Annotated in this window: 12 protein-coding genes; 3 read left to right on the top strand and 9 right to left on the bottom strand. The window is 40.0% G+C overall.

Features of this window, described 5'->3' with window-relative positions:
- Nucleotides 1-4 precede the first annotated feature (4 nt).
- The gene (locus F3G76_RS05515) at nt 5-1,111 is read left to right on the top strand and encodes an FtsW/RodA/SpoVE family cell cycle protein (protein ID WP_149706145.1); all 1,107 of its coding nucleotides are present in this window, start codon (nt 5-7) and stop codon (nt 1,109-1,111) included.
- A 259-nt stretch (nt 1,112-1,370) separates the two neighbouring features.
- Here the strand turns inward: F3G76_RS05515 and F3G76_RS05510 are convergent, their stop codons facing one another.
- The 5 genes from F3G76_RS05510 to gap all read right to left on the bottom strand — a co-directional run bounded on the left by F3G76_RS05510 (nt 1,371) and on the right by gap (nt 6,006).
- Nucleotides 1,371-2,039, bottom strand: coding sequence for a DUF2625 family protein (locus F3G76_RS05510; RefSeq protein WP_149706144.1), 669 nt, complete (start codon nt 2,037-2,039; stop codon nt 1,371-1,373).
- A gap of 78 nt (nt 2,040-2,117) precedes the next feature.
- Nucleotides 2,118-2,936 (bottom strand): enoyl-ACP reductase FabI, encoded by an 819-nt coding sequence (fabI, locus tag F3G76_RS05505; RefSeq protein WP_009294739.1) that lies wholly within the window; start codon nt 2,934-2,936, stop codon nt 2,118-2,120.
- Between the two features lie 168 nt (nt 2,937-3,104).
- Nucleotides 3,105-3,788 carry a triose-phosphate isomerase gene (locus F3G76_RS05500; protein WP_149706143.1) on the bottom strand — a complete coding sequence of 228 codons (684 nt, stop codon included), beginning with the start codon at nt 3,786-3,788 and terminating at the stop codon, nt 3,105-3,107.
- A gap of 3 nt (nt 3,789-3,791) precedes the next feature.
- On the bottom strand, nt 3,792-4,991 hold the full coding sequence (locus F3G76_RS05495) for a phosphoglycerate kinase (RefSeq protein ID WP_149706142.1): 1,200 nt from the start codon (nt 4,989-4,991) through the stop codon (nt 3,792-3,794).
- 16 nt (nt 4,992-5,007) lie between these two features.
- On the bottom strand, nt 5,008-6,006 hold the full coding sequence (gene gap / locus F3G76_RS05490; protein ID WP_149706141.1) for a type I glyceraldehyde-3-phosphate dehydrogenase: 999 nt from the start codon (nt 6,004-6,006) through the stop codon (nt 5,008-5,010).
- A 79-nt stretch (nt 6,007-6,085) separates the two neighbouring features.
- Between gap and nadD the strand changes: the two genes are divergently transcribed.
- Entirely contained in the window at nt 6,086-6,967 is an 882-nt protein-coding gene (nadD, locus tag F3G76_RS05485; protein ID WP_149706140.1) for a nicotinate (nicotinamide) nucleotide adenylyltransferase, read from the top strand.
- Here the strand turns inward: nadD and F3G76_RS05480 are convergent.
- Nucleotides 6,951-7,934 (bottom strand): YeiH family protein, encoded by a 984-nt coding sequence (locus tag F3G76_RS05480; protein ID WP_149706139.1) that lies wholly within the window; start codon nt 7,932-7,934, stop codon nt 6,951-6,953. The two genes, nadD and F3G76_RS05480, sit on opposite strands and share 17 nt — an antisense overlap.
- Before the next feature lie 103 nt (nt 7,935-8,037).
- On the opposite strand from F3G76_RS05480, the gene F3G76_RS05475 reads away from it, so the two are divergent.
- Nucleotides 8,038-8,973 (top strand): sugar transferase, encoded by a 936-nt coding sequence (locus F3G76_RS05475; RefSeq protein WP_149706138.1) that lies wholly within the window; start codon nt 8,038-8,040, stop codon nt 8,971-8,973.
- Here F3G76_RS05475 and F3G76_RS05470 read toward each other — a convergent pair whose 3' ends face one another.
- From F3G76_RS05470 to F3G76_RS05460, 3 genes are all read right to left on the bottom strand, one after another.
- Nucleotides 8,974-10,179 (bottom strand): glycosyltransferase family 4 protein, encoded by a 1,206-nt coding sequence (locus tag F3G76_RS05470; protein WP_149706137.1) that lies wholly within the window; start codon nt 10,177-10,179, stop codon nt 8,974-8,976. It lies immediately after the preceding gene.
- Complete coding sequence (wecB, locus tag F3G76_RS05465) at nt 10,172-11,236, bottom strand: non-hydrolyzing UDP-N-acetylglucosamine 2-epimerase (RefSeq protein ID WP_103602986.1); 1,065 nt, start codon at nt 11,234-11,236, stop codon at nt 10,172-10,174. Before wecB ends, F3G76_RS05470 begins: the two co-directional genes overlap by 8 nt.
- Before the next feature lies 1 nt (nt 11,237).
- Nucleotides 11,238-12,014 (bottom strand): glycosyltransferase (locus F3G76_RS05460; RefSeq protein WP_188116568.1); only part of this gene is annotated, 777 nt, incomplete at its 5' end.

Genomic DNA, 12,014 nt, shown 5'->3' with positions numbered 1-12,014 from the left:
CTTCTTGATAAAACTAGATCGGCGTATTTTAACACATTTTGATTTTATTCAGCCGTTTTTAATAATCCCAATCATAGCCATCTCATACATCCTAGTTTCCGAAGCAAACGACATTTTGGCAAACAAACAGCTTGTATATTTTGGCATAGGATTTGTCTCATTTTTCATAGCATTTTTGCTGCCTATTAGGCGCATAGACTGGATTATCCCGATGTTTTACTGGGTTTGCATTGTGCTGCTTTTAAGCGTTGATATCTTTGGCGTTAGTAAGCTTGGAGCTAGGCGCTGGCTGGAAATTCCCTTCGTTCACTTCACGCTTCAGCCCTCAGAGCTGATGAAGCCAGCCTTTTTGCTGATGCTAGCCTATCTCGTCAAACAGCGCCCGCCAGAGGCCGATGGATACGGGGTAAAAGACTTTTTAAGGCTTAGTTTTTACATACTTTTGCCATTTACGCTCATCATGAAAGAGCCAGATCTTGGCACCGCGCTCATACTTTTGATAGTTGGCTACACCATCCTTTTTGTAATCGGCGTAAATAAGAAAATTTGGATATGTATCATCCTTACCATAGGCTTTTCGGCGCCGGTTTTGTATGAAAATTTGCATGATTATCAAAAAAAGAGGATCCATGACTTCATCGCCGAAGAGCCAAGCTACCACGTCAAACAAAGCATCATCGCCATAGGTAGCGGCGGGCTAAAAGGCAAGCCAAAAGATGAGGCTACGCAGACGCACTTTAAATTTTTGCCAATCGCCACAAGTGACTTCATCTTTGCTTATAATATCGAGCGTTTTGGCTTTTACGGAGCGCTGCTTTTGCTGGGGCTTTATGGAGCGCTTATAACGCACCTTCTTAGCCTAAACTACGGGCTTAAGAATGATTATTTCACGCAGGTGACCGCCACTGGCATAGCCGCGCTCATCTTTGTCTACGTGGGGGTAAATGTCTCGATGACGATCGGCTTTGCGCCGGTTGTGGGCGTGCCGCTGCCGTTTTTTAGCTACGGCGGAAGCAGCTTTGTCACCTTCATGGTACTTTTTGGGATACTGCAAAATCTGCTAACTTTTAGATTTGATCAGACCTACCGCTCGGTGAAATTTAAATTTTAAAATTTGTAAATTTATTTTGTCAAATCAGGTGGGTATCAGGTAAATTCTAAAATTTCATAAACGAGCAATTTCGGCTCTAAAATTTGAGCTAAGCTGCAAGCGAAGCCAAATTTTAGTAGCCAACTCTTGCGAGTGAATGGAATTTTAAAATTTGTAAAATAGTTTTTTAGAAATTTAAAGTTTTGTTTCTTTGTTAAGTTGCTAAGGTGAGTGAGTAAGATTTTAAAATTTGCAAAAGCCGAAATTTACAAAATCAATCCTATTTCTCCCCCTTAAACAAAGAGGCAAAATACTCATCAATATTAATGCCATCCTTTTTCATATCTTTTAGCCTTGCCCTTACGTCGGCGTCTTGCCAAAGAAGTGGTGGTAGCGCAAACATAACCTTATCAAGGCTAAAATTTCTCACATCTTCGCGCCAGCCATCCCAGCGGTAAAGCTCGTAAAATTTAGATATATCCCCACTTAGCGCCCAGTATAAAAACTGCGAGTAGCCAAGCTGCGTATCTTTCCATTTGCCGCTATCTGGTGCGTAGTAAAAGACGTTGCCAGCTTTGCCACCAAAGGCGCCGCCATTTACCGCGAAAAATCCGCCCAAAACATCATCCGCTACTAGCAAATAGCTAGGCATCTGCCCTGCTTCGCTAAAGCTTTTGCCAAGGTTGAAGCTATAAATTCCGCGCTTCATCTGCTCGCATCCTGAGCCAAGCAGGCGCAACCAACCGCCATCTATCACTATGCCGCCGCACCCATAAACAAGCGCTCCCATCGGCGAACGAGTGGTGATCTGAAGCCCCAAAAGCTCACTTTGCGCCCTGCTCTCATCTCGAGGCAAAATTTCATAGTCGTTTTTGGCCTCTTTTAGCCACTCTTCGATTAGCGCCCAGCCTGGCTCATTTGTATCTATAAGCTCGTCTAAAGCTCTCATTTTCTGTCCTTGCGATAAATTTGGTGAAATTTAAAAGAAGAATTTGGCGAGTTGCCCCGCCAAATTTATATTGGTAGGTTATTTTGCGTCCCAAGCTAGGATCGTGTTGCCCTCGGCGTCGGTAGCCACGTCGCCCATACCCATGATGTTGTAGCCGCAGTCTACGTAGTGAACTTCGCCTGTTACGCCGCTAGCTAGGTCGCTAAGCAGGTACATAGCGCTGTTGCCGACATCTTCTGTGGTGACGTTGCGTTTTAGCGGGCTATTTACTTCGTTGTAGCGCAAGATCATTCTAAAATCACCTATTCCGCTTGCGGCAAGCGTTTTGATAGGGCCTGCGCTGATCGCATTTACACGGATGTTTTTAGCGCCAAGGTCGTGTGCTAGGTAACGAACCGAGCTCTCAAGTGCCGCTTTGGCAACGCCCATGACGTTGTAGTGTGGCACAAATTTTGGTCCGCCAAGGTATGTAAGAGTTAGCACCGAGCCGCCCTCTTTTAGCACTGGCAAAACCGCGCGAGTAAGACTTAGCAGCGAGTAGACGCTAGTGCCCATCGCTATATCAAATGCCTCTTTTGTGGTGTTTACAAACTCGCCCTCAAGCGCTTCTTTTGGCGCATAAGCCACAGCGTGCACGACAAAATCGATCTCGCCAAGGTCTTTTTTGATTTGATTTGCAAGCCCGTCTAGGTGAGCTTGGTTATTTACGTCAAGCTCGTAGACAAATTTGCTACCAAACTCCTCAGCGATCGGCTCTACACGCTTTTTAAGAGCGTCATTTAGGTATGTAAATGCCATCTGCGCACCTTGATCGTGACAAGCTTTTGCGATACCGTAAGCTATTGATTTAGCGTTGGCAACGCCTACGATCAGACCTTTTTTACCTTTTAGTATCATCATTTCTCCTTTTATTTTGTTTGACTTTTAAGCGATATTTAAATTTTAAACACAAACCAACAAGCGGATATATCGCTAGGTAAATTTAAATGTTTCGCAGTAAATTTCATCCCAAGACTAGGCAAATAGCCTGTCGCAGGGTGAAATTTGCAAGATCGTTTAAATTTATCAGCGAGATACCGCGCTAATAAGCCCTAGAAAATTATTCGCATCCCAGCTGGCTGTGCCTACCAAAACCCCATCGCAGCTTTTGATACCTGCGATATCAGCGATATTTGCTGCATTGACGCTTCCACCGTAAAGTAGCGGCACATTTGCCTTTGTCTTTAAAAAGCTTAGCACCTCATCTATCTGCTCTATGCTAGCGCTCCTGCCGGTTCCTATCGCCCAGATCGGCTCATAGGCGATGACTAAATTTTTATAGCCAAGGTCTATATTTTCAAGCTGGCGGCTTAGAAATTCTTTGGTCGCTCCGTTTTCATTTGTGCTTAAATTTTCACCGATGCAGTAGATCACATTCCATCCATTTTTTGCAGCAAAGTCGAATTTTGCTCGCAAAAACTCCTCGCTTTCATTTAAAATTTCACGCCTCTCAGAGTGGCCGATCAGCACGTCTTTGATGTCAAATTCATCAAGCATCGCCTTGCCGATCTCGCCAGTAAATGCCCCACTCTCGCATGGGTAGAAATTCTGCGCCCCAAGCCTAAAAATATGCCTTTTTTCATTAAAGGTACTAGCAGGAGCAAATACGCTCACGTCGTCGTTTGCGCTTAAATTTTCGTCTAAAATTTTCGCGTACTCTCTAAAGCTTGCTCTTGTGTGGTTGCACTTTAAATTCGCTAGAAATTTCAAGACCTACTCCTCTTTTCTAAGCGGCTTTATGCCAGGCAGCTCTTTGCCTTCTATTAGCTCCAAGCTCGCACCACCGCCAGTTGAGATAAATGTCATCTCATCAGCGTCTCCTGCGCGCTCGACCACGTCAGCCGTATCGCCACCGCCAACGACGGTTGTTGCGTGAGTGTCGATGATGGCGTGGCTCATTTTGATGCTACCTTTGCTAAATTTATCCATCTCAAAAACGCCCATAGGTCCGTTCCACCAGATGGTTTGCGCATCTGCGATGACCTCTTTAAATAGCCTAATAGAGGCAGGTCCAATATCAAGCCCCATCCAGCCGTTTGGGATCTCTTGCGCAGGGACATATTTTACGGCACTTTCAGCTGAAAATGTCTGAGCAGCGACGACATCTACTGGTAGGTAAATTTTCACTCCCAGCTCTTTGCCTTTTTGTAAAATTTGCCTTGCATCTTCGATGAGTTCTTCTTCAAGGAGCGAATTTCCGATGTTTTCGCCAAGTGATTTTAAAAATGTAAATGCCATACCGCCGCCAATTATGAGCTTATCGACGCGCGGCAGAAGGTTATGCAATGCTTGAAGCTTGCCACTCACCTTTGAACCGCCCACGACTGCGACAAATGGACGAGATGGATGTTTTATCAAATTTTGAGCGAAATTTATCTCTTTTTGTAGTAAAAATCCCGCCGCCTTGTGCTTCTCATCATAAAATTTAGTGATCGCTTCGACAGATGCGTGAGCCCTGTGGCAAACGCCAAATGCGTCATTTATGTAAAATTCGCCAAATCCTGAAAGCTCTTTTGCCAAAGCCTCGTCATTTTTGGTCTCGCCCTTTTCGAAGCGTAAATTTTCTATCATCAAAATTTCACCAGCTTTTAAAGCTGCAGCCTTTGTTTTAGCGTCATTTCCGATCACATCTTCAGCAAATATCACCTCTCTATCAAGCAGTCTTGATAGCCTCTTAGCCACGCCTTGAAGTGAAAATTTTTCTTCATAGCCATTTTTTGGGCGTCCCAAGTGACTGGCCAAAACTACGCTGCAGCCATTATCCAAGCAGTAGCGGATAGTTGGTATCGCTGAGCGGATCCTGCGATCATCAGTGATGTTTAAAAACTCGTCCATAGGCACGTTAAAATCGCACCTTATAAAGACTTTTGCGCCGTTTAGCTCAAGGTCGTTGATCGATAAAATTTCACTCATTTTTCACCCTTTAAATTTACTTTGTAGCCACGATCTTAGCAAGATCTACAAGCCTTGTTGAGTAGCCCCACTCGTTGTCGTACCACGCAAAGACCTTCACCATATCATCAGCGATAACCTGCGTGGTGTCACTCGCTACGATGCTGCTAAAGGTGCTTGTGCAAAAGTCGCTGCTAACTCTGTAGTCGTCATCGACGAATAAAATTCCCTTTAAATTTGACTCTGCAGCCGCTCTAAATGCTTCGTTTATCTCCTCTTTGCTAGCTGGTCTTTTTAAAACCGCCGTTAGATCGACCATTGAGACGTTTGCCACTGGCACGCGGACCGCTTGACCGTGCAACTTACCGCTTAGCTCGGGGAGCACTTTAGCGATCGCTTTTGCAGCTCCGGTGGTCGTAGGTCCGATATTTAGCGCTGCAGCGCGTGAGCGGCGGAAATCTTTAGCCTTTACATCAACTAGGCTCTGACCATTTGTATATGCGTGGATCGTAGTCATTAGCCCCTTTACGATGCCAAATTTATCGTTTAGCACCTTTGCCACTGGAGCTAGGCCGTTTGTGGTGCAGCTTGCGTTTGAGACGATCGCCTCGCCTGCGTATTTATCGTCATTTACGCCAACTACAAATGTTACAGTGTCGTCTTTTGCTGGAGCGCTCATGACGACTTTTTTGACGCCGCGAGCAAGATATGGCTCACATTTTTCAGTGGTTAAAAACTTGCCAGTGCACTCTAAAACCACGTCTGTACCGTAGTCTGCGTAGCTAAGCTCGTTTAGATCTCTTGTAGAAAAAACTCTTATCTTTTTGCCATTTACTTCTATAAATTCGTCGCTTATCACCTTAACGTCTTGCTTAAATTCGCCATGCACGCTGTCGTATTTGAGCAAATACCTCGTCATATCCCTTGTTGCGGTGTCGTTAATAGCGACAAGCTCAACATCGTCTCGCTCTAAAATAATACGAGCGGCACACCTACCGATACGCCCAAAGCCGTTTATTGCTACTTTAACTGACATCTTAGCTCCTTTTGATATAATTACGCCTAATTCTACAAAAAAGAATTTTAAAACAAATATAAACAAGGCACTTTAATAGATGAAGTTAGCACTTTTTGGCGGGAGCTTTGATCCGGTTCATTTAGGACACGATAGCATTGTGAAAATGGCAGTAAGTGGCCTTGATATCGATAAGCTCATCATCATGCCAACTTTTATAAGTCCCTTTAAGAGCGAATTTTCAGCTCCGCCAGAGCTTCGCCTAAAGTGGATAAGAGAAATTTGGGGCGGCCTAGAGAAGGTCGAGATATCAGACTATGAGATAAATTTAGCTCGCCCAGTGCCTACCATAGAGACGGTTAAGTATTTGTATGAGAAATTCAAGATAGAGAAATTTTATCTCATAATAGGCGCGGACCACCTAGCCACGCTTGATAAGTGGCATGGATATGAGGAGCTAAAAAAATTAGTGCAGTTTGTGATCGCCAAGCGCAATCACATAGAAATTCCGCGAAATTTACAAAAAATGGACGTGCACGTGGATGTTAGCTCGTCGCAGATCAGGCACCAAAAGGGGCTTGATGAGCTGCCTAGCGAGATAAAAGATGAGATTATAAATTTTTACCAAGGATTAAAAATGCAAGAGAGATCGATGCAAGAGCGCACCGAAAGTATAGTTAAGGTTTTAGACGCAAAAAAGGCTGAAGAGATACAAGTGTTTGATATGAGCGGGGATGATTATTTCGTAAAGGCCGTAGTTATCGCTACTACGCTTGGTGAGAGGCACGCTTACTCGCTGGCTGAGGATCTAAAAGAGGAGCTTAAGCCTCTTGGGGAGAAATTTATAGGCACTGAGAGCTCGCCTGATTGGATCGTGATGGACCTTGGCGACATCTTGATACACCTTTTAAGCCCAGCTTACAGAGCAAAATACAACATCGAAGAGTTTTTGCAAAAGCTAAAAACTAGCAAAGAGCCTTAACAAAAACAAGCGAAGAGCAAATAAGCCATAAAAATATAAAAAATGCTAGCAAAAATGGCTTTTTGCCCGTCGCTTTAAATATACTCCTATCTATCCCAAATCCCAAAGCACACATCGCGACGCAAAGGCAGATACTGGCGGCTAACTTTAAAATTTGCACTAAATTTTCAGGGAAAAACGGCAAAGATCTAACGCAGATCGCCACTAAGAAAAATAGCGCAAACCAAGGTATGCTCTTTAGCTTTGAACCACCGCTATTTTGGCTTAAATTTAAGAAATTTAGCAAAAACAAAAAAGGTACTAGCATGATGACGCGAAGCATTTTTATGATGACGGCGGTGCTACTTGCTGCGCTATCAAATGCTGCTGAGGCTGCCACCACGTGGGCTACCTCGTGAAGTGAGCCACCGATAAAAAAGCCAGTTTGGTGCGGTGTGAGAGCTAGAAATTTAGCGATAAATGGATAGATAAACATACCAATCGTCCCAAAGAGCACCACCGTGCAAATGGCGATAGCAAGCTTGTTTGCGTCTGCTTTTATCTCATTTTGTGTAGCCATAACAGCAGCTGCACCGCATATACTTGCCCCTGAGCCAATGAGCACGGCACTATCCCTGTTAAGTCCCAAGGCTTTGGCTACAAAAAGCGCAAAGCAAAAGGTCGCAAAGACCATAAATGCTGCATATATCACGCCTAGAGTGCCGACACTTGCGATCTCGCTAAGGCTTATGTTAAAGCCAAAAAGTATGATGCCTAGCCTTAAAATTTGCTTCCCAGCGATCGCCACGACGCCACTACTTTTAAAAATTTGAGTTTGTTTTGTAAAAAGATTTGCAAAAATGGCGCCTAAAATAATAGAGATGATGAGCGGGCTAGTGTGAAATTTAGCCAAAAGTGTGTTTGAGAGCGCAAAAGAAATAGCGCAAATCAGCGCTAAAACAAGCACAGCAAGAAATTTATGAGACATATTTTAACCTTAACTCTTTTTTTAAAAATGCAATTAGCACGTTTGGGTATAATTAGACGAATTTTATAATGCAAATTTAAAATAAAGATAAAGGGATAGGCCTATGATCATCCTTGGCGAAAAATATGCTTTCACCAAACTCGAGCTAGAGAAGCTTAGGAAGAAATTTGGCCAGGTGAATTTTTTATCCCCTGAAAATAGCGACGCAAAAGCTTTGCGAAGCGCACTGGAAAATCTCATAAAATCAGGCGATCAAAGGCTCATAGTGCTAAATACCCAAAAGCCTGTTGATAGCAAACTGGTGAGATTTCTCACACTTTTGCAGTTTAAGACTAAGTATAAAAAGATCAAATTTCTAAACGTGGAGAGCTTTTTAGAAATTTATCTGCAAAAATGCTACATCCCAGAAAATGGCGAAAATTTAAACTTTCTAAACGATATCAAGCCTTACAATGCCCTTGAATACGCCTTAAAACGCGTGATCGACTATGTAAGCTGCTCGATGCTTCTTGTGATGCTTTTTGTGCTTAAATTTTATGTAAAGAAAAAGATAGATGAGCAGTCGCCTGGCAGCCTTTACTTTTTGCAAAATAGGGTTGGGCTTGGCAACAGAGAATTTGAATGTATCAAATTTCGCTCGATGGTGGTTGATGCTGAAAAAGACGGGGCTAAATTTGCTAGCAAAAACGATGATAGAGTCTTTGAATTTGGCGAATTTATGCGTAAAACTCGCATCGACGAGGTGCCACAGTGCATAAATGTGCTTCGAGGGCAGATGCATCTAATAGGCCCAAGACCAGAGCGAAGATATTGGATAAATTTCTTTGAAAAAGAGATACCTTACTACAATGAACGCCACATCGTCCGCCCAGGAATCACTGGCTGGGCACAGGTAAACTACCCTTATGGCGCAAACACGCACGATGCCAAACAAAAGCTAATGTATGATCTTTACTACATAAAGCACTGGTCACTTTGGCTGGAGATAAAGATCATAGCAAAAACTATTGCGATTATTTTTACTAAAAAAGGCGTTTAGTCATAAAACTTCTATCATTTTTTTAACTAATGCTTTATATGATAAATTATTTTTAACATATTCTTTACCATTTTGCCCCATTTTTTCTCTTTCCTCTTTTGGCATATTGTAAATTTTCAAGATAGCGTTTTGTATTTCAAGCATACTACCAGATTTAACGCTAATACCACATCCTGCTTTCATTATAATATCATGCTCCTTATAGTCAAAAGAATGAACTATTGGCACACCAGCAAACATGTACTCATTCATTTTAAGTGGAGATATCCCGTAACTATAAATTTTTAATGGCAACATTGCACGGTACAAGACATCACATTTAGACATTATCATAAAAGCTTCCTCTTTTTTAACTGCATCTATATATAAAATATTACTTGAATTATATTTTTTTACTAGATTATTTTTATTAGACCCATCTCCCACAACTAAAAACAAAATATCTTTATAATTTTGTAAAAAATAGTTGGCACTCTCTAGTAAAAATTCTATAGCATTCGATTTTGTAATACCTCCTATATAACCAACTATAAATTTATCACTTGGTATATTTATTTGTAAATTTTCATGATTTATATTTTCATAAAAATCCAAGTCAAGTCCAGTAGGAATATGCTTAGCTTGAATATTAAGACCAGAATCATAAAAATATTCATTTATATTATTAAGAGGAGATATAATCTTATCTTGAACCCTATAAGCAAAAAGTTCCGTCAGCTTTGTGAGCATTACAAATGGATGATATTTTTTTGCACTCGTCAATTCTGTAATAGATAATGGCCATATATCTTTAATATCAATTATTAGTTTGGCTTTTGCTTTATTTGCCATAAATTTTGCGGCAAAAATAGCAAACGGATGCGGAGAGGACATTATAATAACATCAATATTTCCTATTTCAACTAATAGTTTTTTTGTGCATTTTATTAAATTTAACACAAATGCAAACATATTTACTATGCGTCTAAGTCCATTACCTTTATAGAATGGTGTTTTTATGCTAAAAAATCTAACTCCGCTATCAATGTGCGAAATATACTGCCCATTTATAAGTTTTGCATCATGGATGCGATGAGAAAATGCAGCATTAATTATTGTTGTTTTATAGCCAAGCCCCACCAATTCTTTAGCAAAGAAAAAATGTCTAGTATCGAAATCATCCTTACCGCCATTATAATGTCCAATAAATACAACACTTTTAGGCATTTAATATCTCTTTAACTATTATCTCGCTTGCCTTACCATTGCCATATAAATTTAATTCCAAATTATTTTCATCAAAAGTTTTTATAGTTGAAAAGGCAGCTAAAATTTTATCTTTATTTGCACCCACTAAAATATTTGCCTTGCATTTTACAAGCTCCACCCACTCCGTTTCATCACGTAATGTAATACACTGTTTTTTAAAGAAAAATGCCTCTTTCTGAAGTCCTCCGCTATCGGTCATTACAAAAAAGCAATTATCAATAAGCCATGTCATTTCCAAATAACCAACCGGCTCTATAATGGTAAGATTTATAGTGTTTATGTTTAAATTTTGCAATATCTTTTTGGTTCTTGGATGAAGCGGTAAGATAACTTGGATATTTTTAGCTATATCATTTAAAGCTTCAAAAATAGCCTTAAGTCTAACCTCATTATCTGTATTTTCGGCCCTATGTATAGTACAAAGTATAAATTTTTTATCAACATTCAGATTTGGCTTTTTTGCAAACTTTTTATAAAATATTGACCCATCTTGCATTACATCGCCACTTTTTATTACTTTGCAGTCAAATTTTTCAAAACCTTCGTTTTTCAAATTCTGCACTGCGGTATCAGTAGGACAAAATAAAATTTGACTCACACGATCTGTCAAAATTCTATTGATCTCCTCGGGCATTTTTGTATTAAAACTTCTTAGCCCAGCTTCAACATGTGCGAGCTTTATGTGCAGCTTTGAAGCAACTAATGCACCAGCTAATGTAGAATTTGTATCGCCATATACCATTATCATATCTGGCTTTACACTGAAAGCTATCTCTTCTATTTTCTCCATCATCTGTCCGGTCATAGCACCATGAGTTTTACCTCCGATGCCCAAAAAATAGTTTGGCTTTGGTATTTGCATCTCATCAAAAAATATATCGCTCATATTTGCATCATAGTGCTGGCCAGTATGAACTATAATCTCTTTGATGCTATCAAATTTGGATATCTCACGGCTCACCGATCCTGCTTTTATAAACTGTGGTCTTGCGCCTAAAATTGTTAGAAGCTTCATTTTATATCAACCATTTATTAATAAATTTTTCTATCTTTTTCATCTGCTCCATATATAGTCCTCTCTGTTTGATAATATTTTGGTTTATAAGCACCATGTCATTAGTGTTGTTGCCTAGAATTTTTTCTATAGAGTCTATAAATTGATTACCGTCATTAAACAAAAAACCATTAACTCCGTCAAGTATCCAACTTCTATTCGACAAAATATTGGATACAACTGGAATAGCACCACACGCCATGGCTTCCATTAGAGATAAAGAAGTACCATCTGATTTTGTATTGCTTATATATATTTTTGTCTTATCCATCTTTTTTAATAAATCGCCATGATCCATATTCTTGTAAAAATCAATAAAGCTATAATTTTGCTTTAATTTTAATAGATCATTTTCGCTTATATAGGGCAAGACAAAAACTATTTTTAAATTTCTATTTTTGAAATATTTTAAATATTCAAGCATTTCCTCTATTCTAGAATTTGGAACAAATGCCCTATTTGACAGTATATCTATACTTTTTTCGCTATATTTTAAAGATACTTTTTCGATACCATATTGACCAACAAATACTCTACTAGCATCTATGCCAAAAGATAAAATTTTATCCCTTATTTGGTCTGATACAGCAAAAATAGCGTCCGTTCTCTTCAAAATAGTTTTATTAATATTTTTTAAAAAAATGTTTTCATTTAAAATATCATCACCATGGCAAACAATACTAAATAATGCTTTTATCCTTGAAATTTTTTTAGCCAAAAAAGAAACAAGACCCATACT

Origin of the sequence: Campylobacter concisus (assembly GCF_902460575.1) — a bacterium.
In the GTDB taxonomy this organism is placed as follows: domain Bacteria; phylum Campylobacterota; class Campylobacteria; order Campylobacterales; family Campylobacteraceae; genus Campylobacter_A; species Campylobacter_A concisus_AW.
The sequence above is the reverse complement of the archived record's forward strand: the minus strand, read 5'-3'. Positions and strand labels throughout refer to the sequence as shown.